The sequence below is a fragment of the Sediminibacterium roseum genome (genome assembly GCF_009939005.1).
GTDB classification, from domain to species: domain Bacteria; phylum Bacteroidota; class Bacteroidia; order Chitinophagales; family Chitinophagaceae; genus Sediminibacterium; species Sediminibacterium roseum.
In genome coordinates, this window is record NZ_JAACJS010000015.1 from 1,657,539 (window position 1) to 1,683,388 (window position 25,850).

26 protein-coding genes are annotated in these 25,850 nt (G+C 49.1%); 9 read left to right on the forward strand and 17 right to left on the reverse strand.

Features of this window, described 5'->3' with window-relative positions; translation table 11 throughout:
* The first annotated feature begins 7 nt into the window (after positions 1–7).
* Positions 8–598, forward strand: a complete 591-nt coding sequence (gene gmk / locus GWC95_RS18370) for a guanylate kinase (RefSeq protein WP_161820165.1) — start codon at positions 8–10, stop codon at positions 596–598.
* 86 nt (positions 599–684) lie between these two features.
* Positions 685–1,500 carry an SDR family oxidoreductase gene (locus GWC95_RS18375; RefSeq protein ID WP_161820166.1) on the forward strand — a complete coding sequence of 272 codons (816 nt, stop codon included), beginning with the start codon at positions 685–687 and terminating at the stop codon, positions 1,498–1,500.
* Positions 1,501–1,545: 45 nt separating this feature from the next.
* On the opposite strand, the gene dctA is transcribed toward GWC95_RS18375, so the two are convergent.
* The 4 genes from dctA to GWC95_RS18395 all read right to left on the reverse strand — a co-directional run bounded on the left by dctA (position 1,546) and on the right by GWC95_RS18395 (position 5,569).
* The gene (gene dctA, locus GWC95_RS18380; RefSeq protein ID WP_161820167.1) at positions 1,546–2,784 is read right to left on the reverse strand and encodes a C4-dicarboxylate transporter DctA; all 1,239 of its coding nucleotides are present in this window, start codon (positions 2,782–2,784) and stop codon (positions 1,546–1,548) included.
* A gap of 129 nt (positions 2,785–2,913) precedes the next feature.
* The gene (lysS, locus tag GWC95_RS18385) at positions 2,914–4,437 is read right to left on the reverse strand and encodes a lysine--tRNA ligase (RefSeq protein WP_161820168.1); all 1,524 of its coding nucleotides are present in this window, start codon (positions 4,435–4,437) and stop codon (positions 2,914–2,916) included.
* A gap of 99 nt (positions 4,438–4,536) precedes the next feature.
* The gene (locus GWC95_RS18390) at positions 4,537–4,989 is read right to left on the reverse strand and encodes a GNAT family N-acetyltransferase (protein WP_161820169.1); all 453 of its coding nucleotides are present in this window, start codon (positions 4,987–4,989) and stop codon (positions 4,537–4,539) included.
* Positions 4,973–5,569, reverse strand: coding sequence for a pseudouridine synthase (locus GWC95_RS18395; RefSeq protein WP_161820170.1), 597 nt, complete (start codon positions 5,567–5,569; stop codon positions 4,973–4,975). Before GWC95_RS18395 ends, GWC95_RS18390 begins: the two co-directional genes overlap by 17 nt.
* A 420-nt stretch (positions 5,570–5,989) precedes the next feature.
* On the opposite strand from GWC95_RS18395, the gene GWC95_RS18400 reads away from it, so the two are divergent.
* Positions 5,990–6,964: a UDP-3-O-(3-hydroxymyristoyl)glucosamine N-acyltransferase gene (locus tag GWC95_RS18400; RefSeq protein WP_161820171.1), complete on the forward strand. Its 975-nt coding sequence runs from the start codon at positions 5,990–5,992 to the stop codon at positions 6,962–6,964.
* 109 nt (positions 6,965–7,073) lie between these two features.
* Here GWC95_RS18400 and GWC95_RS18405 read toward each other — a convergent pair whose 3' ends face one another.
* The 5 genes from GWC95_RS18405 to GWC95_RS18425 form a co-directional block, all read right to left on the reverse strand.
* Positions 7,074–8,033, reverse strand: a complete 960-nt coding sequence (locus GWC95_RS18405; protein ID WP_161820172.1) for a tetratricopeptide repeat protein — start codon at positions 8,031–8,033, stop codon at positions 7,074–7,076.
* A 161-nt stretch (positions 8,034–8,194) separates the two neighbouring features.
* On the reverse strand, positions 8,195–8,476 hold the full coding sequence (locus GWC95_RS18410; protein ID WP_161820173.1) for a hypothetical protein: 282 nt from the start codon (positions 8,474–8,476) through the stop codon (positions 8,195–8,197).
* A gap of 76 nt (positions 8,477–8,552) precedes the next feature.
* A complete protein-coding gene (locus GWC95_RS18415) occupies positions 8,553–9,527 on the reverse strand; it encodes an NAD-dependent epimerase/dehydratase family protein (protein ID WP_161820174.1) in 975 nt (324 codons plus the stop codon).
* A 98-nt stretch (positions 9,528–9,625) separates the two neighbouring features.
* Positions 9,626–10,039, reverse strand: coding sequence for a Fur family transcriptional regulator (locus tag GWC95_RS18420; RefSeq protein WP_161820175.1), 414 nt, complete (start codon positions 10,037–10,039; stop codon positions 9,626–9,628).
* A 6-nt stretch (positions 10,040–10,045) separates the two neighbouring features.
* Positions 10,046–10,705: an SCO family protein gene (locus GWC95_RS18425; protein WP_161820176.1), complete on the reverse strand. Its 660-nt coding sequence runs from the start codon at positions 10,703–10,705 to the stop codon at positions 10,046–10,048.
* Positions 10,706–10,833: 128 nt separating this feature from the next.
* Between GWC95_RS18425 and GWC95_RS18430 the strand changes: the two genes are divergently transcribed.
* The gene (locus GWC95_RS18430; protein WP_161820177.1) at positions 10,834–11,226 is read left to right on the forward strand and encodes a MerC domain-containing protein; all 393 of its coding nucleotides are present in this window, start codon (positions 10,834–10,836) and stop codon (positions 11,224–11,226) included.
* Between the two features lie 135 nt (positions 11,227–11,361).
* Here the strand turns inward: GWC95_RS18430 and cysS are convergent, their stop codons facing one another.
* From cysS to rlmD, 5 genes are all read right to left on the reverse strand, one after another.
* Positions 11,362–12,867, reverse strand: coding sequence for a cysteine--tRNA ligase (gene cysS, locus GWC95_RS18435; RefSeq protein ID WP_161820178.1), 1,506 nt, complete (start codon positions 12,865–12,867; stop codon positions 11,362–11,364).
* Between the two features lie 124 nt (positions 12,868–12,991).
* Positions 12,992–14,089: an endonuclease/exonuclease/phosphatase family protein gene (locus tag GWC95_RS18440; RefSeq protein ID WP_161820179.1), complete on the reverse strand. Its 1,098-nt coding sequence runs from the start codon at positions 14,087–14,089 to the stop codon at positions 12,992–12,994.
* 88 nt (positions 14,090–14,177) lie between these two features.
* A complete protein-coding gene (locus GWC95_RS18445; RefSeq protein WP_161820180.1) occupies positions 14,178–15,083 on the reverse strand; it encodes a rhomboid family intramembrane serine protease in 906 nt (301 codons plus the stop codon).
* 72 nt (positions 15,084–15,155) lie between these two features.
* Positions 15,156–16,007 carry a rhomboid family intramembrane serine protease gene (locus GWC95_RS18450; protein ID WP_161820181.1) on the reverse strand — a complete coding sequence of 284 codons (852 nt, stop codon included), beginning with the start codon at positions 16,005–16,007 and terminating at the stop codon, positions 15,156–15,158.
* 168 nt (positions 16,008–16,175) lie between these two features.
* Entirely contained in the window at positions 16,176–17,579 is a 1,404-nt protein-coding gene (gene rlmD / locus GWC95_RS18455) for a 23S rRNA (uracil(1939)-C(5))-methyltransferase RlmD (RefSeq protein ID WP_202630312.1), read from the reverse strand.
* 215 nt (positions 17,580–17,794) lie between these two features.
* Here rlmD and GWC95_RS18460 point away from each other — a divergent pair, with 215 nt between their 5' ends.
* Positions 17,795–19,255 (forward strand): DUF5106 domain-containing protein, encoded by a 1,461-nt coding sequence (locus GWC95_RS18460; protein ID WP_161820183.1) that lies wholly within the window; start codon positions 17,795–17,797, stop codon positions 19,253–19,255.
* 100 nt (positions 19,256–19,355) lie between these two features.
* Here the strand turns inward: GWC95_RS18460 and metF are convergent, their stop codons facing one another.
* Positions 19,356–20,309, reverse strand: coding sequence for a methylenetetrahydrofolate reductase [NAD(P)H] (gene metF, locus GWC95_RS18465; protein WP_161820184.1), 954 nt, complete (start codon positions 20,307–20,309; stop codon positions 19,356–19,358).
* A 215-nt stretch (positions 20,310–20,524) separates the two neighbouring features.
* Between metF and lptB the strand changes: the two genes are divergently transcribed.
* Positions 20,525–21,313 carry an LPS export ABC transporter ATP-binding protein gene (lptB, locus tag GWC95_RS18470; RefSeq protein WP_161820185.1) on the forward strand — a complete coding sequence of 263 codons (789 nt, stop codon included), beginning with the start codon at positions 20,525–20,527 and terminating at the stop codon, positions 21,311–21,313.
* Between the two features lie 78 nt (positions 21,314–21,391).
* On the opposite strand, the gene GWC95_RS18475 is transcribed toward lptB, so the two are convergent.
* Complete coding sequence (locus tag GWC95_RS18475) at positions 21,392–22,153, reverse strand: SDR family NAD(P)-dependent oxidoreductase (protein WP_161820186.1); 762 nt, start codon at positions 22,151–22,153, stop codon at positions 21,392–21,394.
* A gap of 73 nt (positions 22,154–22,226) precedes the next feature.
* On the reverse strand, positions 22,227–22,631 hold the full coding sequence (locus tag GWC95_RS18480; protein WP_317164131.1) for a helix-turn-helix domain-containing protein: 405 nt from the start codon (positions 22,629–22,631) through the stop codon (positions 22,227–22,229).
* A 122-nt stretch (positions 22,632–22,753) separates the two neighbouring features.
* Here GWC95_RS18480 and GWC95_RS18485 point away from each other — a divergent pair, with 122 nt between their 5' ends.
* The 3 genes from GWC95_RS18485 (at position 22,754) to GWC95_RS18495 (ending at position 25,784) form a co-directional block, all read left to right on the forward strand.
* Positions 22,754–24,262: a GH3 auxin-responsive promoter family protein gene (locus GWC95_RS18485; protein ID WP_161820188.1), complete on the forward strand. Its 1,509-nt coding sequence runs from the start codon at positions 22,754–22,756 to the stop codon at positions 24,260–24,262.
* Positions 24,263–24,358: 96 nt separating this feature from the next.
* Entirely contained in the window at positions 24,359–25,135 is a 777-nt protein-coding gene (locus GWC95_RS18490) for an enoyl-CoA hydratase/isomerase family protein (protein ID WP_161820189.1), read from the forward strand.
* A 7-nt stretch (positions 25,136–25,142) separates the two neighbouring features.
* Positions 25,143–25,784, forward strand: a complete 642-nt coding sequence (locus tag GWC95_RS18495) for a DNA-3-methyladenine glycosylase family protein (protein WP_161820190.1) — start codon at positions 25,143–25,145, stop codon at positions 25,782–25,784.
* The last annotated feature ends 66 nt before the right edge of the window (positions 25,785–25,850 follow it).

A 25,850-nucleotide genomic window follows, 5' to 3' on the forward strand; every position in this document is an offset into this window, starting at 1 on the left:
AAAAAGCATGCAGCTCGCTTCCCAGGGAAAACTGATCATCATTACTGCACCTTCGGGATCGGGCAAGACCTCTATTACGCGTTACCTGATCAATAAATACCCTAAGCTTGCTTTTTCCATTTCTGCAACAACGCGCGCGCCAAGGGGCCAGGAAAAAAACGGGGTCGAGTATTATTTCCTGAGTGTGGAAGAGTTCAAACAGAAGATCGACAAGAAAGCTTTTATAGAATGGGAGATGGTGTACGAGGGCAAATATTACGGCACACTCAAAAGCGAGCTCGAACGCATGTGGATCGCAGGACAGGTGCCTATGCTCGACATTGATGTGCAGGGCGCCGTGCATGTACAGCAAAGGTTCGCGGGCGATTGCCTTTCCATTTTTATCCAGCCCCCATCCATCGAAGAACTCCGCCGCCGTCTCGAGGGCCGTGGCACCGAAACAAAAGAAAGCCTCGAAACCCGCGTCAACAAAGCCGCTTACGAGATGTCGTTCAGTCACCAGTTCAACAAAACCATCCTCAACGATGATCTCGACAAAGCCTGCAGGGAAACCGAGGAGGTGATCTGTTCTTTTTTAGGAGACAGCCTCAGGCCATGAACGCCGCACCGGATTTCTTTGTAATGTTACAATTGTAAAGCAACATCCCTGGCCCGCGCCGGATCTCACCGCTTAAAAAAAACGATATGCTCAAAAACAAAACAGTCTTCATCACGGGCGCAAGCCGTGGAATTGGCAAAGCGATGGCATTGCGTTTGGCCAAAGAGGGCGCGAATATTGTGATCGCGGCAAAAAGCGTTGAAGAAGACCCGAGGCTCGGCGGCACCATTTTTACGGCGGCAAAAGAAGTGGAAGATGCCGGCGGACAGGCCCTCGCGGTTCAGCTCGATATAAGGCACGAGGAACAGATCCAGTCGGCCGTTCAACAGGCAGTAGATAAATTCGGCGGCATCGATATACTCATCAACAATGCTTCGGCGATCCAACTCACACCAACGGAGCAAACGGAATCAAAGCGTTTCGACCTGATGCAAAGCATCAATGTGCGCGGCACGTTTCTTATGGGCAAATATTGCATCCCACACCTGAAAAAAGGGAACAACCCGCACATCATCACACTTTCTCCTCCCATCAACCTCAACCCGAAATGGATGGGCGGGCACATCGCCTACACCATTACCAAATACAGCATGAGCATGCTCGCACTGGGATGGGCCGCAGAGCTCAAAGGTGCCGGTGTTGCCTCCAACGCGTTGTGGCCACGCACAACCATCGACACTGCGGCCGTACGGAACCTACTGGGTGGCGAGGCACTTGCGAAAATGAGCCGCACCACAGATATACTGGCAGATTGTGTTTACTACATTGTTACCAAACCATCACATCAATGCACCGGCCATACTTTTATCGACGAAGAAGTGCTCGCCGCGGAAGGCATCACCGATCTTGATAAATATGCTGTTGTGCCGGGCGGGCAATTGTACCCCGATCTTTTTGTATAGAGTGACGAAGCACATACGGAAAAGTAAAAAAGCGGAGGTGGGGTATCATCCTTCAACCACTTCACGGTAAACATTCATATCAACCGCCTTTTCGCTGCGGGCAATTACCACCGTGGCAACCGTGTTGCCGATGATGTTGGTGAGCGCGCGGCCCTCGCTCATGAACCTGTCTACGCCAATGAGCAATGCAAGTCCTTCTACCGGGATAATTTTCAGTATGGTAAGTGTTGAGGTGAGTACGATAAAACCGCCACCGGTAACGCCCGTTGCGCCTTTGCTGGTGATCATCAGTATACCAATGATGGTTAGTTGCTGCGTAAGGGAGAGGTCTATCTGGAATACCTGTGTCAGGAATATAGTTGCCATGCTCAGGTAAATGGTGCTGCCATCGAGGTTAAAGCTGTAGCCTGTGGGAATGATCAGTCCCACCACGCTCCGCTCACACCCCGCCGCCTGCAGTTTTTCCATGATGGCAGGAAGCACCGCCTCGCTGCTGCTGGCACCCAGTACGATCAGCAGTTCTTCTTTGATGTAAACCAGCAACCTCCACAAGCTAAAACCATAATACCGCGCGATGAGGTTAAGCACAACAAAAATGAAGAACAGCGATGTGATGTAATAGGCCGTCAGTAGTTTGCCCAGCACAAGAAGGCTCCCGAACCCAAACTTCCCAATGGTGAATGCCATACCGCCGAAAGCGCCGATGGGACTGAACTTCATTACAATATGGATCACATTGAAAAATGCTTTGTTGAGGTTTTCGAAAGTGGCAACGAGTTTTTGCCCGGCCGCACCCATTTTGGTAACCGCTATGGCGAAGATGATACCGAAGAAAAGGATCTGTAAAAGATCGCCCTTCGCAAACGAATCGATGATATTGGTTGGAATGATGTGTGAAAAGAATTCGCCCCAATTCATGTTGCTTGCGCCACTGGTATATTTCTCGAGGTTTTCTTTGGGCAGATGGTCCGTTGCAATGCCTGCTCCGGGCTTAAGGATATTGGCAACCACCAGGCCGATGACAAGTGCAAACGTGGTTACGATCTCGAAGTACAATAAGCCCTTCCCTCCAACCCTTCCTACTTTTTTGAGGCTGCCGGCGCCGGTAATGCCGAGTACGATGGTTAAAAAGATCACCGGGGTGATCACCATTTTGATCATGTTGATGAACGATTCGCTGATCAACTTTGCCGTTGGAGCGAAACCGGGAAAAAGCGATCCCACCAATACGCCCAATGCAATGCCTATGAGTACCTGTATGTATAATATCTTGAGATATTTCATCAGCAGAAGTTTGAGGCAATCTACGGAAAAGCGGCGTGATTGAGCGGGCTACGTGAGGAAGCAAAGTAATGGCGACACATGCACCATTCCGGTGCAGCAATGCCAACAACAAACGCCTACCCGGCCCTGTTAGTCCATCTTCTCCGGCCGCATCTGCGGAAACAGCAAAACATCCTGGATAGAGACCTGGTTGGTCATCATCATACACAGGCGGTCTATACCAATGCCGATTCCCGAGGTTGGCGGCATCCCGTATTCGAGCGCGCGGAGAAAATCGTGGTCGATGAACATCGCCTCGTCATCGCCGCGTTCCATCAGCTTAACCTGCTCCTCAAAACGCTCGCGCTGGTCTATCGGATCGTTGAGCTCGGTATACGCATTGGCCAGTTCTTTTCCGTTCACCATCAGCTCGAAGCGCTCCACCAGCCCGGGCTTGCTGCGGTGCTTCTTGGTGAGCGGGCTCATCTCTACAGGGTAGTCGATGATGAATGTGGGCTGTATAAAAGTATGTTCGCTTGTTGCGCTGAACAGTTCATCGATCAGTTTTCCTTTGCCAATGTTTCCGGGTACGTCTACGTGTAATTTCTTACAAACCTCGCGCAGTCCCGCTTCATCCATTTCGCTTACATCGATGCCTGTGTTTTCCTTGATCGCATCGTGTATGGTAACGCGTTTGAATGGCGCTTTGAAATTGATGATCTTGTCACCAAGCACCACATCGGTTGTTCCGTGCAAGGCAATGGCGATCTTTTCGAAGAGCTGTTCCGTGGTTTCCATCATCCAGAAATAATCTTTGTATGCGGTGTACCACTCAAGCACGGTAAATTCCGGGTTGTGTGTCCGGTCCATGCCCTCGTTCCTGAAGTTGCGGCTGAACTCGTACACCCAGTCGAACCCACCCACGATCAGTCTTTTCAGGTAAAGCTCATTTGCGATGCGCATATAGAACCGTGTATCCAATGCATTGTGGTGCGTGATAAACGGCCGCGCCGCAGCGCCACCTGGAATGGATTGCAACACCGGCGTATCCACTTCCAATGCACCCTGCTCGTTCAGGAACTCGCGTATGGTGTTGATGAGTTTGGTTCTTTTTACGAATGTGTCTTTTACATCGGGGTTGATGATCAGGTCCGCATAACGCTGGCGGTAGCGGAACTCGGGATCTGTTACGGCATCGAAAACATTTCCTTCCTCATCCCTTTTGATAACCGGTAATGGCTTCAGCGATTTGGTAAGCAGCGTAAGCGTTTGGGTATGGATGGATGTTTCGCCGGTTTTTGTAATGAACGCATAACCGGTAACACCAATAATGTCGCCAAGATCGAGGCCATGTTTGATGACGTTGTCCCAGAAAGATTTGTCCTCACCCGGGCACAGCTCATCTCTCTTCACATACAACTGAATGATGCCTTTGCTGTCCTGGATCTTGATAAAGAAAACCTTTCCTTTGTCGTTAATGCTCATGATCCTTCCCGCCACACAAACAGAAGCGAATTGTTCTTTTGTTTCTTCGGTATAATTTTCTTTGATATCAGTAGAGAAATGCGATACCGGGTATAAAGGCGCGGGATAAGGATCTATTCCTGCTTCCTGCAGCTTTGCCAGTTTTTCGCGGCGCACCAGTTCCTGTTCAGACAAATGTGTTACACTCATAATTTTCAGATTGCTGCGAAATTAGCGCATAGCGGCGAGCTGGCAAAAGGTTCACCGGCCGCGATGCGGGTTCATGGCTCCTTACTTCCTGCTCACAACTTACTTATACACGTCCGGGAAATGTCTTTGCATAAACCTCGGTACAACTTCCGGGGAGAGCGCCTGCCAGCCAAACTGTTTGTACAGCTCATGCGCATCGAGGGTACCGAGCAACCAGCGGCGCAGCCCCTGCAGTTCGGGGTATTCGTGTATGAAGGCGATCATCCATTTCGACAAACCTTTTCCGCGGTGCCCGGGCAATACAAACACGTCTGCCAGGTACGCAAAAGTGGCCCTGTCCGTAACCACGCGCGCAAAACCAACCTGCGCATCCTTGTGATACAGTCCAAAACACAAGGAATGGTCGATGGAACGCTGCACCACTTCCATCGGGATGTTCTTTGCCCAATAAGATTCCCCGGCCAAATACGCGTGAATAACCGTGGGGTCCAGTTTCGATTTATCGGTACTGATCGTGTAATCGCCCTGGCTGGCTTCATTTCTTATTTCCATAAAACAATTGTTCGTATACAAAATGCTGGTCGAGCTGCTTCAAGCCCCCCGGCTGCATGCCGTCTATGGATAACCCTTCCACCCGGTAGCGTACCAGGCGCAAAGTAGGAAATCCGACCTTGGCTGTCATCTTTCTTACCTGCCTGTTTTTTCCCTCCGCCAGGATCATGCGCAGCCACGGCGCCGGTATCTCTTTCCGGAAACGGATGGGCGGCTCTCTTTCGGGAAGCGGCGGTTCTTCATCCAACAAAAAAACTTCGCAGGGTTTGGTGTTGTACAATTTTCCGTCTACGTTGATCGCAACTGTTTTGCGCAACCGGTTGATCGCTTCGTTTGTAACGGCACCATCCACCTGTACCCAGTATTCTCTTTTGTGTGCAAACTTCGGATCGAGCAAACGGTGATTGAGCTGCTTGTCGTTGGTCAACAAAAGCAAGCCTTCGCTGTCGTGATCCAACCTTCCCACCGGGTAAACATCTTTCGGCACATCAAAAAAATCTGCAAGCGTTTTCTTTTCTTCTACCGGAGAAAATTGCGAGAGAACGAGATAAGGTTTGTAGATGATGAAGTAGTAATTCATACAAAAACAAAAGTCCCGCAGAAGCGAGACTTTGTATATGGATGGGTTAGTAAGTACCGGGAAATAAATTTCCCTACACAATATTAAAAAACCTTTTACCGAATGCAAAAATTTTTTTAAACAATTTTATTAACATTTTGGGCCGGGATGTGGATTGCGTCGGTTTTTTTTATACTGTTTTTAATAGCGTTATCATGCAATCAACGGAACGATTTCTTCATCACAAAAAAATACAAACCCCTGAAACATTGATGAACAAAGGGTTTCAGAGCATGTGTTTAAAATTATTTTTTACTGCATCATTGTTTGCAACACAACAACCGGGCTGAAAAAAACGGCCGGGAAACTGGCAAAAAGAGTTAAAAAAAATTTCTGCTGAAAGACTAATATTACCTTTGATTTTTCTAAAAAACGCGTCTTATGAAGTTTCCAGCACCCGTTTCAGCAAATTGGATAGCCGAGTTGATCGGCGCAGAGCTTGCAGGCAATGTGAATGCTTCTGCATCCGGCATCAACGAAATTCACAAAGTGGAACGTGGTGATCTTGTGTTTGTTGATCATCCGAAGTATTACGACACGTGTTTGAAAAGTGCGGCCGACCTCATCATCATCAACACAAAAGACGTTGCGGTGCCGGAAGGAAAAACCATTCTCGTTGTTGAGCAACCTTTTGAGGCGTACCTGAAAATCGTTAATCATTTCCGCCCGTTTGTGCCGGCGGTCAAGCCGGTAAGCGATGATGTTCGTGTTGGAGAAGGCACCGTGATCATGCCCAATGTTTTCATCGGCCGCGAAGTATCGATCGGGAAAAATTGTGTGATCCATCCGAATGTTTCGCTGCTTGATTTTACGATCATCGGCGACAACGTGGTGATACAGGCGGGCACCGTTATCGGAAGCGATGCCTTTTATTACAATACCAAAAAGGACCGCGACGTGTGGTTCAAAAGAATGCAGAGCTGTGGCAATGTGGTGATCGAAGACGATGTGGAGATCGGCGCCGGCTGCACCATCGACCGCGGCGTTACCGCCGAAACACGCATAGGGCGCGGAACTAAAATGGACAATATGGTGCACATCGGGCACGATACAACGGTTGGAAAGAATTGTCTCTTCGCCGCCCAGGTAGGCATTGCCGGCGGAACCATTGTTGAAGATGGTGTTACGCTTTGGGGACAGGTTGGCGTGAGCAAAACCCTGACCATTGGCGCGCATGCCGTGGTGCTTGCGCAAAGCGGTGTGCCTTCATCGCTTGCGGGGGGCAAAACCTATTTTGGTTATCCTGCTGAAGACGCTTCTTTAAAAAGAAGGGAACTGGTTTGGATCAAACGGATCCCTGAACTGTGGCAAAAAGTGCTGAACATTGAACAGCGGGCACCCAACAATGAACCATAACAACGAACAGCATTTTGAACATAACCCGGCAGTAGTAAGCCCGGGTGTGATGCAAAAAAGGCCGATGATGGAGCACCGGCCTTTTTTTATGCATTGCTTTGTCTAAAAATCATCTCTCACGGTCATTGCCGGGTGCGCGCTGTTCACTGTTCCTGAGCTCCGCCAGTTTCCGTGTTGCTTTTTCGTGCCCGGGTTTCAGTTTTAGTATTTTCTCGTAGGTGTTGATCGCACCGCTTTTGTTTCCTGTGCGTTCCCAGGCATCGGCGAGGCTCTCGAATGTGCTGAGCTGCTCGGGGTAAATAAATGTGTTCAGCTTGAAAACATTAATGGCTTCGGTGTTCTTTTTTGCGGCAAGCAAAAGGTTTCCATAAGAGTTGAACTCGCCATAATGCCTGCTGAGCGGCCGGATGGTTTGCGCGGCGCGGGATAGTTCTTCATCCATCATAGGATCTTCTTTTGCAGCAACGTTCCTGTGCCAGTACTCAAGCGCCCTGTAATTGGGTTGATAAGGCTGTTGCTGAAGAATGGCCAGCAGGTCCTTTTCCAAAGATGTGACCGGCGATTCAATGATCCGCCCCATTTCCCGGTCGCCATCATACACAATAAAACTGGGTACGTGGTGAATGTTCTTGCCACGCTCCTCGTGTTGCGGGCTCTGTTTGTAATGGGCGCTGCTGTTGTCTACAAACACGATGGAAAGTTTCGTGGTATCCATTCCCGCCTGCTGCAATACTTTGATCATCCGCGGAACCTCCCGCCTGCTGTCGCCGCACCACGAGCCCAGAAAAACCTCCATTCGTTTGTTCGGTAACAAAGGTTTGAGTTGCGATGCAACGGTTGGATCAACTGTATAATTTTTATAGGAATCATCGTACCATGTTTTATACGCAGGCATCTGCATGGCGGAAATAGAAGCGCGGCCGGCAAGAATGGTCTGGCCCGCTTCGTTCCTGATCTCCTGGTTCAGGATAACCGGTGACGATGATGGTGTTGCATTTGAAGGAACAGATGCGCGCTGGCAGGCTGCAGCCATTACAGCAATGGCAGCAACCATGAATATATTTTTCATGTTGATTGGTTTAGGTGTTTGATTAGGGTCAGGTTAGTCAATTCATTGATTTTGACTTGTTGCATGGCCGCGTTCATGCGCACGCACAAATGCATTGCCGAAATGCAACAGGTACACCAATCAATTAACTAACCGGTCTTTTTTAAAAATGATATGTAACCCTACACCTGTGGAGGATGAAAAACAGAACGCGGGAACTGATCCTGTACAAGATCTGTTGAGGAAGGAAGTTTTTTGTCTTTCTCTGCTTGAACCGGCGAATAAAAATGATAAGCCGTTTCGCCGAAGTATTTCCAGTCTGTTTTGAGAGAAATGTCTTTTTGTTTGTCTTGCTGCGCCGGGAAATCTGGGATGGCCGCTGTTTCCACGATCTTGTTACAATCACACAACAGCGGATCTCCATTCGCTATGGCTATAACGGAACAGTCTGCGTAAGCGAGCATCTTTGCCAGGTGCGGCGCATACAGCGAAAGTGCCAGCAGGATGGTGATAAGCGGTTTCAGCGTTGGTGGTTTACCGTTACAAGTTATGCAATTCTTTTAACTCGCCGCAAATGCGCTGTATGGATTCTTCAACAGGCGTATACGCAAACGACGGAAAAAATTTCTTCAGCTTGCTGTTGTTGAACCGCACTTTTGCAGCGGCCGTACGCGCGGTTTCTTTTGTAAGGATGGGATCTTTCCCTGTGAACCTGGCCTTGATGGCCTCCCAGCGCCAGACAAGCGCTGCGAGAAAAGAGGTTACTTTTTTATGGGGCGCGCGTTTGCCAAAGTGCTGCGCCATCTGCGTAAAAACAGACCGGTACGAAAGGCTGTCGGCGCAAAGTATGAACCGCTCCGCACTTACATCGCTGTCCATGATCTGTATCATGGCCCTTACCACATCCTGCACGTCTACAAAACCACCTGTTCCTTCTGTGTACCAGGGAAATTCATCGTACGCGGTTTTGAACAGGCCCGAGGAACCTTTCTCCCAATCGCCGGAACCTAAAATGATCACGGGGTTCACCACCACCGCATCCAACCCTTCGCCCATGCCGCGCCATACTTCCATTTCGGAAAAATATTTGGTCTTACCGTATTCGCTGTTGCTGGTTTCTTCAGACCAGTTCATGGTTTCGTCTATCGCCACATTCTCACGGATCCTTCCGAGTGCGGCAACCGAACTTACGAACAGTAATTTCTCAACGTCGGCGGCCAGGCATGCATTTACAACGTTTGCCGTTCCTTCAACATTTACATGCTGAAGCATTTTCTTCTTCTTTGGATTGAAGGAAACAACCGCCGCGCAATGGTAAACCCTGGTAACGCCGGCCATCGCTTCTTCCAAAGAGATCACGTCGAGAATGTCTCCCTTCACCCAGTCAACTTTCTCCGCCCCGGGAAAAGAAGGAACTGCAGAACGATACAACGCGCGCACGGGTACACCCCTGGCCACCAGCGCCTGCGCGAGATGCGAACCGACCAAACCGCTTGCTCCGGTGATTAGGATCATTGTAGATTTTTGTGGGCCGTAGCCGGCTATCCGCCGCGGGCTTTTTTATTTGGTGATGATATTCGAAATATTATTTGAATAAGAACAACTCATGCAGGCTACGCGCACTTACTGCATTTCCCGCTCACTACCACATCCGTTTTATCTGCTTTAAACCCTTCCGGTAATGTTACGGGCAATATGGTGATGCTTTCGAGGCAATAGGTGGTACCACATTCGTCGCAAAGAAAATGCACATGGTTATCGTGGTGATGGCCGGCACCGCAACTGTCTTTGCAAAGGGCATAGCGAACAGAATTATCTGATGTAGGGATCGTATGAATGATGCCCTTCTCTACAAAGGTCTGCAAGGTACGGTAGATGGTTACCCTGTCGAACTCGGTACCGCTCTGGCGCTCAATATCAGAATGCTCGAGCGCGCCTTTTGATTTTACGAACAGTTCAAGAATTTTTTTCCTGCTATCGGTCACACTCAACTGGTTCTTCTTTAATGTTTCTAGGATGCTGTACATCGTATACTATTGTGGGTTGTTGTTGAAAACCCCGTTCACAAAATTACTTGTATGTGCTTTCTCTGCCAATAAGGTTCTGATGTCTTTGCGCAGTTGCTCAAGCTCTTTCTGTTTCAGGCCGTCGTAAACCTGTCCGCGAACTTTGCCGTCCTTGTCTACCAACGCAAAAAACTGTGTATGCAGGAACTGGTCCTCTATTTTCTCTACATTGTTTTTGGGATCATCCAGTAAATAGGCGCTCCTGGCAACCTGGTAAAGGCTGTCTTTCCTGCCGGTAACAAAAATCCATTTCCTCGTATCTGCTTTCAGCGAATCTGCATATACTTTCAAACGCGCCACAGAATCGCGGTCGGGATCACAGGTATGTGAAAGGATCATAAAATCGGGCTCCGATTTGAAATCTTCGAAAATGGCCTTCATGTTCGTATTCAGCTTTGGGCAGATACCTGGGCAGTTGGTAAAGAAGAATTCAACCACGGTGACTTTGCCCAGCATATCGCGATCGGTGAACGGAAGTCCGTCCTGCGTGGTAAAATGAAAAGGTTTTACGTAACTGATCACCGGCATTTTCTTTTTCCACGAATCCGTTCCCCTGAACAGAAAAAAATAAAATGCGAGCACAAGTACGACCGCAAATACCAGGTAAAAGATGGATTTCTTACTCATAATCTGAATTGACGGTGCAAAGGTACGAAAGAACGAAGGAGTTGAGATTGGAGTTGGCCCACCGGGGAACGCCAGGAGGCATAATTTATATTTTGCAACAATGTTGCATTGTTGTACTTTTGCTTTTTATGAAGGTAAAGATCAATTGGGATGCATTGGGGATTGCGACATCGGTGGCCTGCGCCATTCATTGTGCGTTGCTGCCTTTGTTTTTAACGAGTTTGCCGCTGTTTGGCTACAACATAATAGAGAACACCGTTTTTGAGTTCATCATGATCGGCATATCGTTCCTGATTGGTGCGTATTCTTTGTACCATGGCCGCAAAAAGCACCACCACAGCTGGTGGCCGCTTTTCATTTTTGCCGCCGGTATCCTTTTCCTTTTTGCCAAAATGGGCTGGCACGAATGGCGCTTATGGCTGCTCGCCCCCGCCGTGGTTTGCATTGTTGTGTCGCACTTTCTCAACTACAGGTTGTGCAGGCATCACGATCATGGGCATACAGATGACTGTGATCATTAGAGGGAACAACAAACATCTATCGACAGAGAATGAAAGCCATACAAAAGGCCGATGCGTTTTGCATCGGCCTTTTTTTATACTTGCTCAAGCGCATATTTGGCGCAGGTTCAGATCTGATGGTTGTTATTGGCTTGTTCAGGCAATAGAATAACTCATCCCCCCGTCTTTCTCATCTTTCAACTGCACGCCCAACGAAGCGAGTTCATTCCTGATCTTATCACTGGTTACAAAATCTTTCCTGCCCTTGGCCTCCTTGCGGATATCGATGAGGAGCTGGAGAACACCATCGAGCTTGCCATCGTTGTTGTTCCGCTCGCTGGTGAGGCCGAAAATTTCTTCGATGAACTTTTTTAATTTCTCCTGGAGCAGTTTTACCGTCGACTGGCTCAACGCGCCCGCCGCAATGTGTTTGTCTTTGATGGAGTTGATCACCGATACCAGTTCAAACATATTGGCCAGCACTTTTGCGGTGCCCAGGTCATCGTCCATAAATTCTTCAAACTCATTAACGAGCTTCTGCACTTTGGCATCCAGCGCCCCGTCGCCCGCAGAAGCCGCTCCAACGGCGGTTTGTGCGCTCATCCATTCATAGGCTTCCATCAACCGTTTCAATGCTTTTTCGGATGCCTGCAATGCTTCGTTGCTGAAGTCGAGCGTGCCCCTGTAATGGCTTTGAAGAATAAAGAAACGGATCGTCATCGGGTGATAGGGCTGTGCGAGCAGAGGGTTTTCGCCGCTGAACAGTTCGCTTAATTTGATCACGTTGTTGTAACTTTTTCCCATCTTCCGCCCGTTGATGGTGATCATATTGTTGTGCATCCAGTAACGCGCGGGCATTTTGTGATTGCACACCGTGCTCTGTGCGATCTCGCACTCGTGGTGCGGAAACTGGAGATCCATTCCGCCGCCGTGTATATCGAATTCTTCTCCCAGGTATTTTGTTGCCATGGCCGAGCATTCGATGTGCCATCCGGGAAAACCCTCGCCCCATGGGCTCTGCCAGCGCATGATGTGTTCGCGCGGCGCTTTCTTCCAGAGGGCAAAATCGCTTTTGGCGCGCTTTTCATCCTGGTTGTCGAGATCCCGCGTACTTTCTATCTGGTCTTCGAGCACACGCCCGCTCAGGATCCCGTATGGTTGGCCCTTGGCCGAATAATCGGTATTGTATTTCTCCACATCAAAATAAACCGACCCGTTTACCTCGTAGGCATACCCGTCTGCAATGATCTTTTTGATCATTTCGATCTGTTCAATGATGTGCCCAGTTGCTGTAGGTTCGATGCTCGGTGCCAGGTTGCCCAGGCGGTTCATTGCCCAGTGGTAAAGGTTGGTGTACTTCTGTACCAGTTCCATCGGCTCGAGTTTCTCGAGAATGGCTTTCTTGCTGATCTTGTCTTCGGCCTCACGCCCTTCCTCTTCAAAATGCCCTGCATCTGTAAGGTTGCGCACATAGCGTACCTTGTACCCGTTGCTGAGCAGGTAGCGATAGAGCACATCAAACGTTACGTAAGGGCGCGCATGACCGAGGTGGCTTTCGCCGCTTACGGTAGGCCCGCACACATACATGCCAACATAGGGCGGGTTGATGGGTGTGAAGGTTTCTTTCTGTCGCGTTAATGAATTATATACTTTAAGTGGCATTGATCTGTGATTACTTTTTTGAAAATGGGGAACAACACATCAGCACAGGCTGACTGTAAAACGGTTGCATCAACAACAGCAGCAGGTATGCAGGTGTGGGTGTGTCATGAAGGGCGAAGGTATTTTATTTTTTCAATACAAGGTCGGTTACAAGCATAATATGATCGCTGAGGTCCTCGTCCACCATATCAAACTGTTTTACCTCGAAATGGTCGGTCGGCAAAATATAATCGATGCGCAGTGTTGGCGAAAGCGCGATGAAACTTCTGCCAATGCCGAAGCTTTTTTTAAGAAAAGCGTCCTGCCTGTTGCCCCTGATCCTGAAATAAGTATAGGAGTTGGGAACATCATTGAAGTCGCCGCAGATGATGGACGGATACGGGCTTTTCGCGATCTCATCGTGCGCAACATCTGCCTGTCCGCCGCGCAGGTTAAAAGCGGTCTTCATTTTCCTGTAAATGCTTTTGGAGGCCGCAAGGTGTTCGTCTTCCTGGTTTTTGATCTTGGCAAGATTGCTGTAATCTGTTTTTCCAAACTTGAACGATTGCAGGTGTGTTGTATAAACACGCAGCGTGTCGTTTCCCCGTACAATGTCTGCAAAAACAAGGCTCTCCTGCGAGGGATATTTGATGCGTCCCGAATTAATGATCCTGTACTTTGAAAAAATAATGCAACCCGATTGGTAAGAACGATTACCATCCACATCATCTGAAAAGAAGTAAAAGGGGAAATCCTTTAGGAAGGGTTTTATATGATCCTCCGATTCGGCGGTATTGAACTCCTGCAGGCAAACCACATCGGGGTTGAGCCGGATGATGCTGGAGGAGAGTTCGTGCACTATGTTCCGCTTCACATCGCTCACATCCGCTCCATTGAAGCCGTGTACGTTCCAGTCAACCAGGCGCAGCACATCAGCCGGGTGTTCCTTGCTGAAACCGGCGCGCGGGTGCCAGGCAAATATTACGCTGATCTGCTTCCAGCCGATGAGTAAAGTGATCACCGGGATCAGCGCAAGTCTTGGCCTTGCAAACAGCCATAGTATCGTAAAGAATATGAGTGCGAGTAATAAAAAAGGAAAGATCAACCCGGTAAACCCGCTGAACCACCATTTGGAAGGATTGATGTACGGCGAAATACAGGCAAGCAAAAAAAGCACTACCACGATGAGGTTTGCCGTGATCATTATCACTTTCGCAACGCGGCGCACAACGGTTCTTGACATGCGTAAATTTACGTAAAATCGGTGATGGGTTTAAAGGGTTAAAGGCTTTAAAATGGTTAAACTTATTTACGCTTTCCCATTTGTATTACTACAACTCCTCGCTGCCCGCTCTTTTCAGAAATTCTTTTTCTTCTTCCGTTAAGAACTGGTAGCCCTGCTGGTTGATCTTGTCGAGTATGGCATCCAGTTTTTGCTGGGTTATGTTGGAGATCTTTTCGTATGGTTTTTTACCGGCGTTGTAATGCAGTTTGTCTTTGGCAGATGATTTCCTGTGTTTTTTTTCCGGGTTGAAAAGATCGTTGAACCAATCCACCAGGTTGTTCATCCATGCACCCCAGTCGCTACCCCGGCGAAGCTGCCTGATGAAGAAATAGCCGATGGCGCCCGCCGATAAATGTGCCGCTGCAATGCCGCCATTTGCGCCCGACAATGTTGCAAAATCAATGGCCACGAAAATGGCGGTAAGTACCCAGAGCGGGATGCCGCCATTGATCAACGGGAAGATCCGGTAATCGGGTGCCAGGGTTGTAGTGGCCACCGCAACGGCCATTACCGCGGCGCCCGCACCCAGCATGGGTTCCGTGGTTGCGATGTTTCGTTCGAGAACGGGTACCAGGTTATTGGCAAGCAGGAACACCATTCCGCCAACCAGGCCGCCGTAGATGTATACAGGAATGAGCTTGTTGTTGCCGGCAAGATCCTGCAAAATGTACCCGAAGCACCAGAGCCATAAACTGGTACTGATGAGGTGCCAGATACTGTGGTGCGTGAACATGTAAACGAAGATTGTCCAGGGCCGCGACACCAACACATCCATCTGCGCAGGCAGGGTAAACCAGTTGAGGATCTGCCTGTAAAAGAACTCTACGGGTATATCAGACAAATAGTAAATGATCTTGATGAAATTGATAAACACAAACACCAAAGCGTTCACTGCAAAAAGCAACACCAGGGCATTGTTGTCCTGGCCGAGTAGAATTTTGCGATTGGTCATTGGGTGTTGTTTATTGTTGAGGTTATGGTAAGCTGCGGTTCCCCGGGCAGGGAGCCTTTGGCCCGCAGCTTATTAATAAAACGTTTTTTTATTCGTTTTGTTCCAGGTGATCACAATTAATAATCCAACCACCGCCCCGCCAATATGGGCCCAGTGAGCCACGTTATCGCCGGCTGAGTTCTGGATGCCCTGCCACAGTTCAATTGCGCCATAGATCAGCACGAACCATTTTGCTTTGATCGGGATCAGCGCATAAACATATAAATAAGTGTTGGGGAAGAGATAACCGAATGCGGCAAGAATGCCAAACACCGCGCCGCTTGCGCCTACGGTTGGTGTATTCAGTTTAACATCCTGGTAGGCCCGGGTAAAGTCTTCAAAAACGGTATCCATTGTTACCGAGTTGGGGTGTTGCTGCTGGTAAAAACTGAAACTCGGTCTTAAATTATATTTCTCAAGAAAACGAACCATCAACTGCGCCTCTTCTTCGATCCTTCCCGACATATGCAGCTGAGCGATCCGCTGGTAATCGCTGATCACAGGCGCAAGCTCCCAGCTTAAAAACAACAGGTGTATAAGCGCCGCACCCAGTCCGCTGGCAAGATAAAACGTAAGGAACCTTCTCGATCCCCATAGGTTTTCGAGCACCGAGCCGAACATCCACAAGGCGAGCATGTTAAAAAAGATATGGCCGATCTCCAGTTTGAACAGGTTGCCCCCGTGCATGAACAGGTGCGTAAGCACTTGCCAGGGTTTGAACAGCTCACTTTGCCATGCATGCAGGGCAAATGTATCATCGATCGAGAACCCGTTGGTAGCTTCGGGAAATGTGCTCTGCGCTAAAAACACCAACCCGTTTATGATCAACAGGTTTTTGATAACAGGCGGAAGGATCTGGAAACGGGAGGGACGGAACTCTGTCATATGCCTGCCCTCCCGGTCCCCTGCTCCCTTGATTGGAATTGTGACAGGGGTTGTTTACTTTTTTTTATAAATACTGGGCTCTTCATTTTCATATCTTAAGAACGTGTTACCGGTAACATTATTTCATCGGCCGTTAATCTTCTCCCCCACGCAAAAGGTAACGCTGTTTCAGAGAGGCGTCTTCAGTTTCAACTGCACCACATTTTCTATATGCAGCGTATGCGGAAACATATCTACGGGCTGGATCTTTTCTACTTTGTATTTTTCATCGAGCATCGCCAGGTCGCGGGCCTGTGTTGCCGGGTTGCAACTTACATAAACAACGGTTGGCGCGGCAATGTCGAGCAGTTTTTTAACCAACTTTTCGTGCATGCCGGCGCGTGGCGGGTCGGTGATGACCACATCGGGGCGGCCATGCTCCGCAAAAAAGGCATCATCGCAGATATCGATCACATCGCCCGCGAAAAAAGAACCGTGTGTGATGCCGTTGAGCGCGGCATTTTTCTTCGCATCGGTGATGGCGTCTTCTATAACCTCCACCCCGATCACTTTCCTGGCGAGCCTGCTCACAAAAATGCCGATGCTTCCGGTGCCGCAATAGAGGTCGTACACCACCTGGCTGCCATCGAGTTCCGCAAAATCGCGTGTTACCTGGTAAAGTTTCTCTGCCTGTTTTGTGTTTGTCTGGAAAAAGGATTTCGGGCTGATCACAAAAGAAAAATCTTCCAGCTTTTCGGTAATGTACCCTTTGCCACTGTATACCTGCGGCTCAAGGTCGGTAAGGCTGTCGTTCTTTTTTGTGTTGATGGTATACAGCAATGTGGTGATCTCAGGAAACTGCTGCAACAACTGGTTCAGCAGCCTGGTCCGGTTCTCTTCATCTTCGTACCCCAGGATCACATTCACCATCAATTCGCCCGTGGTGCTGTTGCGGATGAACATATTTCGTAGCCAGCCCTGGTGGCTGCGTACATTGTAAAAAGGAAGGTGGTTGTCTACCGCGAATTTCGCCACCGCTTTGCGGATGAGGTTGGTTGGCTCGGCCTGCAGGTGGCAGGTGTCTATCTCTACCACTTTATCAAAAAAACCACGCACATGAAAACCGCCTGCGCCCGGCTGGTCTTGCGGAAAAACGCCCTCTGCCTTCATTTTCCTGAACGCTTCGGCGGGTATGAACCTGGAAGTGGCAAAGGTGTACTCGATCTTGTTACGGTATTCCCTTGTTTGTGCTGCGCCGATGATGGGGCTCATTTCGGGCAAAGGTATTTTGGCAATGCGTGACAGGTTATCGTTCACCTGTTTCTGTTTGTAGAAGAGTTGCTTTTCATAGGGCAACATCTGCCACTGGCAACCGCCGCAAACGCCGAAATGCTGGCAAAACGGCGTGACCCTGTCGGGCGAAAGCGAATGGATCTTTACGGTATGCCCTTCCGCCCAATCGGCTTTGTTCTTCGATAACTGTACATCCACCACATCACCCGGTACGGCGCCTTCTATGAACACGACTTTCCCATCAACCCTTGCCAGCGATTTGCCCTCTGCCGCGTAATCGAGCACGGCCAGGTTTTCCAAAACAACTTGTTTTTTTTGTTTTCTCACGGCGGCAAAGGTAGCTTTTCAGCAGTGAGCTATTGCCGCGGATCACGGCTTTTTTATTCGTCGGGCAGAAAACGTTCGCACAAACCGGTTAAACCCCGGGGCCTTCCTTGCTTAATGCGGTTGGCTTGCGGCCAGTTTTTACAACAGGTTAACTTCAATCACCCTAATTTTACCACCAATTCAATCATATGAGGCGATCTATTTTTACTGCATTCGTTTTATTCTGTACACTCGGTGCATCGGCGCAGAAAACGGCCGCACCGGCGGCTCCGAAAGGACGAAACATCAGCATTACTTTAACGCCGATCAAGAACGCAAAGATCTACCTGGGCAGTTTTTATGGTGAGAGCATGGCGCTGATGGATTCTGCTATCCTTGACGGGAACAGCAGGGGCGTTTTCAAAGGCAGTACCAAACTTACGGGGGGGATTTATTTCGTGGTTTCCCCGCAAAAAACCATGTTGTTCCAGTTGCTGATGGATAACAAACAGCAGTTCAGCATTGTTGCCGATACCGCTTTGAAAGGCCGGGAAGTGATCATGGGCTCGCCCGATAACGACCTGTTCAAGGCCTACTCGGCTGCTATGGACGACAAGGGCCGCCGGCATGCGCAGGCGGAGCAGGGCTTTGTCAATTCGAAAACAAAAGAGGATTCGGCGAAGTACCGCGCAGAATTCATCAAAACAGATAAGGAGATCAAAGATTACTGGAACGAAACGATCAAAAAAAACCCAAACTCCCTGCTCGCGTTTCTGCTTACGGCTATGCGCAGACCCGAAACACCGGCCATTCCGGTGGTAAACGGCAAACCCGATTCTACCTATCCTTACCGCTATGTAAAACAACATTATTGGGATGATGTGCTGTTTAACGACGACCGCCTTCTCCGCACCCCGTTCTTTGAGCCGAAGCTGAACGAATACATGAAAACAATGGTATCGCCCGAACCCGATTCCATTATCAAAGAAGTAAAATATTTCCTGCTTTCGGCAAGAAGCGGCAAAGAGATCTATCCATACCTGCTTACCAAGTTCACCAACAAATACATGAACCCCGAATACATGGGCCAGGACAAAGTATTTGTATGGCTCTATGAAAATTTTTATGCAAAGGGAGATACGATGTTGCTCAACCCGGCCTCACGTAAGGCCATTACGGAAAGGGCGTACAGCCTGATGGCGAACCAGATCGGTTTACCTGCGGCGCCGCTCGATCTTACAGATACAACAGGAAGAACGGCATCGCTCTACAACCTCCAGGCGCCGTTTACCGTAGTGGCGTTCTGGGATCCCAATTGCGGCCATTGCAAAGAAGAAATTCCCCGCCTGGATTCTTTTTACAGGGCTAAATGGAAAGGGTATGGCGTAGCTGTTTATTCGGTTGATATTTACAACAACAACCTTCCCGAGTGGAAACGTTTCATCGGCGAAAAAAACCTGAGCGGCTGGGTTCATGCCTACGAAACCACCGAGGCCCGCACAGCAGGCGAACGGGCAGGAAAGATCAATTACCGCCAGGCTTACGATATTCAGAAAACACCAACCATTTACCTACTGGACAAAGACAAACGCATCATCGCGAAACAACTTAGCCTCGAGCAGTTCGACGACCTGATTGAAACGAAGCGGAAAGCATCGGCGAAGAACTGACCTTTTTAAGAAGACCGATAAACAAAAAACGATCATGATTGCTCATGATCGTTTTTTGTCAGTATTTCTTTCTCCTGGTTAAAACAAATTGGCCTTTTTCCTACCGGATCTCTTTCACCACGTTCCAGATCACTTTCGGTTTCCCCAGGGTATAATAGTGCAATACGGGCACGCCGAATTTTTTCAGTTCCCTGCTTTGCTGGATCAGCCATTCTGTACCCACCTGCTCACATTCCTGGTCGGTTTTGCATTTGTTGATGGCGTTTGAAAGATCGGTCGGGATGTCTACATGAAATATCCTGGGCAGCACCGACAATTGTTTTTTATTGGTGATGGGTTTCAATCCCGGGATGATCGGAACGTTGATGCCCATGTCTTTACAGGCTTTTACAAACTCATAAAAACGCTCGTTGTTAAAGAACATCTGCGTCATAATGTATTCTGCACCTGCGTCTACTTTTTCTTTCAGCCTGAGCAAATCTACCTCCAGGTTTGGCGCTTCAAAATGTTTTTCGGGATACCCGGCAACACCCATACAGAATTTCGTTTTACCGCCGTTCTTGATGTCTTCATCGAGATAGATCCCGTTGTTCATATTGTTTACCTGCTGCAGCAGTTCGATGGCGTAGTTGTTGCCACCCACTTCGGGTTCAAACGCCGCTTCGTTTTTGGCAGCGTCGCCACGCAGCACCAACAGGTTGTCGATGCCCAGGAAATCGAGGTCGATCAACGCATCTTCCGTTTCTCTTTTTGTAAAACCGCCGCAGATGATGTGCGGCACCGCATCAACCTGGTAATGGTTCATAATGGCGGCGCAGATGCCCACCGTTCCGGGACGTTTGCGCACCTCCACTTTTTCAAAAGTGCCATCCGTTTTTCTTTTGAACATCGATTCGCTGCGGTGGTAGGTAACATTGATCCATGAGGGTTTGAATTCCATCAGCGGATCGAGATGGTCGTATAAAGAGTTGATCGTTTTTCCTTTCAATGGTGGCAATACTTCGAACGAAATAAGTGTGTCTTTTGCCTGTTGTATGTGCTCTGTCAGTTTCATGTGGTGATTTTGTAAGCCTTTGTTCCTCCGGTTTTGTTTGCCGGGTGTTGAGATCATACCAGGATCAGTAAGATTTATTCCCCCCTTACATCCCTGGTTCCAAAACGTAAAAACCCCTGCAATATACGCCATCTCTCAAGAAAAACATGTGTTAAGATGAACCGCCTCCACCTATTTCAACAGCATAACTGCTACATTTGCCTAAACACTTTCCCGTGAGTCTTACCATTACCACGCAATCGCTGCAAAAAAGTTACAAGGGACGAACCGTTGTAAACAATGTTTCCATCAATGTGAAACAGGGCGAGATCGTTGGTTTGCTTGGACCGAACGGCGCCGGCAAAACCACCACTTTTTATATGGTGGTGGGGTTGATCAAACCCGATGAAGGAAGTGTTTTCCTGGATGAGCTCAACATCACCAAACTCCCGATGTACAAACGTGCGCAGATGGGCATTGGCTACCTGCCGCAGGAAGCAAGCGTGTTCAGGAAACTCTCGGTAGAAGACAATATCCTTGCCGTGCTGGAGATGACGAAACTCAACAAGGCGGCGCGTTTACAGAAACTGGAATCGCTGCTCGATGAGTTCAACCTGCACCATGTGCGCAAAAACAACGGTGACAGTTTGAGCGGTGGTGAAAGGAGAAGAACGGAGATCGCCAGGGCCCTGGCCGTTGACCCCAAATTCATCCTGCTTGATGAACCTTTTGCCGGTGTGGATCCTATTGCGGTAGAAGACATACAGAGCGTGGTGGCAAAGCTGAAATTGAAAAACATCGGCATCCTCATCACCGATCACAATGTAAATGAAACGCTCTCTATCTGCGACCGCGCCTATTTATTGATCGAAGGAAAGATCTTTAAACATGGCTCTGCACAGGAACTCGCAGACGATGAAAAAGTGCGCAGGCTCTACCTTGGAACCAATTTTGAATTGAAACGGAAAGACTGGATCCTTTCGAACACGGAACCAAAAACGGCGAACAGCGAACTTGAACAATAAGCATTCAACCAACACCAATCAAAAAGGCCGATGTTAAGATCATCGGCCTTTTTGATTGTAAGGGTTGGGGTGTTGCCATCACAACATCTGTCCACCCGAAACCTCGATCCGTTGTGCCGTTATCCATCGTGCATCGTCTGTGCAGAGGAAGGCTACAACACTGCCAATATCTTCCGGCAGCCCAACCCTGCCCAGCGATGTGGCTGATGCGATCATTTTGTTCAGCGCTTCATTGTCGCGCACAGCGCCCCCGCTGAAATCTGTTTCAATGGCACCGGGCGCTACAATATTGGCCCGGATCTTTCTTGCGCCGAGTTCTTTTGCCTGGTATTTGGTAAGTGTTTCCATGGCGCCTTTCATAGATGCATATGCAGCATAACCAGGCAGGCTGAACCGTGCAAGACCGGTTGAGATGTTCACGATACCGCCGCCATCGTTCATCAAAGGCAGTAATTTTTGTGTGAGGAAGAACGGCCCTTTGAAATGAATGTTCACGAGACTGTCGAACTGCGCCTCTTCCGTTTCAGCAATAGATGCATGGTAACCGATACCTGCATTGTTGATGAGGAAATCGATCTTGCCTGCACCAAGAACAGCGGGCAGTACTTCCGCCAGTTGCGCAACAAATGCGTCAAAGCTTTTTGCATCGCCCACATTCAGTTGAAGCGCCGCGGCTTTCTGCCCGGATTGTTCAATTTGTTTTACAACCGCATCTGCTTCATCTTTCCTGCTGTTGTAGGTGAGCACCACAGCAAGCCCTTTTTTTGCGAGGTTGATGGCCATATCCTTTCCCAGTCCGCGGCTACCGCCGGTTACCAGGGCAATTTTCGTTTGTGTCATTTTTTTGTCTTTTAATAATCAATGCCACAAAGTTCAGACCGGGAAGGGCACCGGGAATGGTGATAGTTACAGGTTAAATGGTGACAGTTTCAGTTTTTTGGGCCATTTGTTGCGCCAGAACGCGGTTGCGGTAATTTTTCGGCGTTTCGCCGGTAAAGCGTTTGAAGAATTTGGTGAAATTGGACGGATCATACGTTAGCAGGGAAGCGATGGCATTGATCGGCATCGTATTCTCCCCGAGCATGCGTTTTGCGATGGTGAGGATCTTTTCTTCAAAAAAGTAACAGGCCGATTTTCCGGTTGCCTGTTTAACGGTATTGGCAAGATGCGTGGGGTGAATGTGCAGCAACTGCGCCAGGTCCCTGATCTCGAACATCTCGGTGGCGCGCCCCTCCACGATGTCGAGCAGGTGTTTATCGATCTCTTCCAGAAAAGCGGCGGTGATCTCCTGCTGGCGCGCAAATATCTTTTTTGTCATTGGTGCAAAATTAGGGCAATACTGCAACGGGCGGGCCATCCATGCAGGATTCGCGGCTTACGATTCCCGCTAATTTCATTGCAAATCTCGATCTCTTTCCTTATTTTGCTATGGTTCCCCTTATGAAACTGTTGAGTCCGGCAATATCCCGTTTGGCCAGGTTCCGTCACTGGCGCATCGAACAATGGATCTCCAATCCCATTGATTCGCAGCGCGAGGTATTACAGGACCTCGTTACCCACGGGCAGTACACCGAATTTGGCCGCAAATATGGTTTCCGCGAGCTGTTCAACATCCGCAAGTTCAAGGAACATGTGCCGATACAGGAGTACAACGACCTCAAACCCTATATCGACCGCCTCATGAAAGGCGAAGAGAACCTGCTCTGGAACACACCCGTTAACTGGTGCGCCAAGAGCAGCGGCACCACAAGCGATAAAAGCAAGTTCATCCCCATTACACAGGAAAGCCTGGAAGACACCCATTTCCAGGGCGCGAAAGATGTGCTTACGATGTATTACAATTACAACGTAGACAGCGACCTGTTAACAGGTAAAGGGCTCGTGATCGGGGGCAGCCACCAGATCAGCAAGGTGAACGATGAGATGCAGTATGGCGACCTGAGCGCCGTATTGCTGCAGAACACACCCATGTGGGCCAACTGGATACGCACGCCGGAACTTTCGATCGCATTGATGGATGAATGGGAAGGAAAGATTGAAATGCTCGCACAGTCTACCATTTCAGAAAATGTAACCTCAATATCGGGCGTTCCTACCTGGACGATGATCCTAATCAAACGCATCCTTGAGATCACCGGCAAATCAACATTGAAAGAAGTATGGCCCAACCTGGAACTGTACATTCATGGCGGCGTATCGTTTGTTCCTTACCGCGAACAGTTTGAAAAGATCATCGGCGAAGGATGCAATTACCTCGAGATGTACAATGCAAGCGAAGGTTTTTTTGCTGCGCAGGACCACCCGGATGAAGACGGGATGCTGTTGTTTTTGAACCACGGCATCTTCTACGAGTTCATGCCCGTGGAAGAATACGGCAAACCCAATCCACGCACCATTGGTTTGAAAGAAGTGGAAACAGGAAAGAACTACGCACTGGTGATCAGCACCAATGGCGGTTTGTGGCGCTACCTGGTGGGAGATACGGTGCAGTTCACTTCCAGGTTCCCGTTCCGCATCAAGGTGAGCGGGCGGTTGAAACAATACATCAACGCGTTTGGCGAGGAAGTGATCTCTGATAATGCAGACAAGGCCATCGCGATCGCCTCACAAAAAACGGGGTTGATCGTTAACGATTATACGGCGGCGCCCGTTTATTTCGGCGACAACCAGAAAGGCGCACACGAATGGCTCATCGAGTTTGACGAAGCGCCTGAGCACACAGAACAGTTTGCCTACGAACTGGACTGCGCACTCAAATCGCTCAACAGCGATTACGAGGCAAAACGTTACAAAGACATTGCACTCACACTTCCGCACGTTCGCTCCCTTTACAAAGGCGTTTTCCGCGATTGGCTGAAAAGCAAGGGCAAGCTGGGCGGACAGCATAAAATTCCACGGTTGAGCAATGACCGCACTTACCTGGAAGAGATCCTTTCCTTCGTGAAATAAAATATCCCATTTCTATCAAAGGTTGGCCGGAATATCCGCCGCATAATTATGGGCCGCTTTTAAACTCCTTCGCAAACGATTCAATAACTTCGCAGGATGATCGAAGAACGCAAAGAAGGCTACGTAAAAACCGAAAGAAACGGCAACATTGCCACGATAGAATTTTTTCACCCGCAAAGCAATTCGCTTCCGGGCGAACTATTGAATGCACTCGCCAAAGCGATCCACAGTGAGGGGTTGAACGAAGACACAAAACTGATCATCCTGCGCTCCGCCGGCGAGAAAATATTCTGTGCGGGGGCCTCGTTTGATGAGCTTGCTGCCATCGGCACGGAAGAACAGGGACTGAAATTTTTCTCCGGCTTTGCCGATGTGATCAATGCAATGCGCAAGGCCCCCAAATTTATCATTGCACGCATACAGGGCAAATGCATCGGGGGCGGCGTGGGGCTCGCCGCTGCTGCGGATTATGCGATCGCGGCAGAGGGCGCAGACATAAAACTGAGCGAGCTCGCCGTAGGCATCGGCCCGTTTGTGGTAGGGCCCGCGGTGGAGAGAAAACTGGGGCTCTCTGCATTCTCACAACTCGCCATAGATGCCTCCATGTGGAGATCGGCAGACTGGGCGCGGCGCAAAGGATTGTTCGCGGAGCTGCACGCAGATATTGCAGGGGCCGATGATTCGATCGCGCGGTTGTCGAACACGCTCTCCCACTCATCGCCGGCTGCCATGCACGAACTGAAACAGGTGTTGTGGAAAGGAACAGAGCATTGGGACGAGCTGTTGCCGGAAAGGGCGGCCATCAGCGGCAAACTGATATTGAGTGATTTCAGCAGGGAATTCATCAAAAAATTCAAGGCAAAAAAGCCATAACCGTTTTATGCCCGAACGCAGGCCTGCTTCATTCGATGAAACCAGTTTTTATTTGTTGTGCGATCATCTCGCCAAACAAGATGCACACATCGCCGCCATTCTCAAAGAATATGGCTATCCGCCGGTATGGAGCAGGAAAGCCAGTTTTGAAACATTGATCCACATCATTCTCGAGCAGCAGGTTTCGCTCGCCTCAGCAAAGGCGGCCCTGGTAAAACTGAAAGAAAAGATCGGAACGGTAACACCCAAAAAATTACTGGGATTGTCTGATGCAGAATTAAAGGCCTGCTATTTCAGTCGCCAGAAAACCAGCTATGCCCGCGCACTGGCAACTGCAATAGAGAACGGGGAGCTGTCGTTGAAAAAATTACAGCATCTCCCCGACGATGAGATCCGCGAGGCGCTTACAAAGATCAAGGGCATCGGCAACTGGACGGTAGATGTTTTCCTGATGATGGTGCTCCACCGCACAGATCTTTTTCCTACGGGCGATATTGCGCTGATGAACAGTGTACGTCATGTAAAAACAATATCCAATGCCACGCGCGATGAGATCCTTGCGCTCGCAGAGGCGTGGCGGCCAAACAGGACGGTAGCGGCATTTGTATTCTGGCACGCGTATATCAAACGGAAGAACATCAATTATTGAATTCCTTCGCAGATCCTGCTCGTTTATTCCCGGCAGGTATTAGGCGGAGAAGATGGCAGCAGTTCA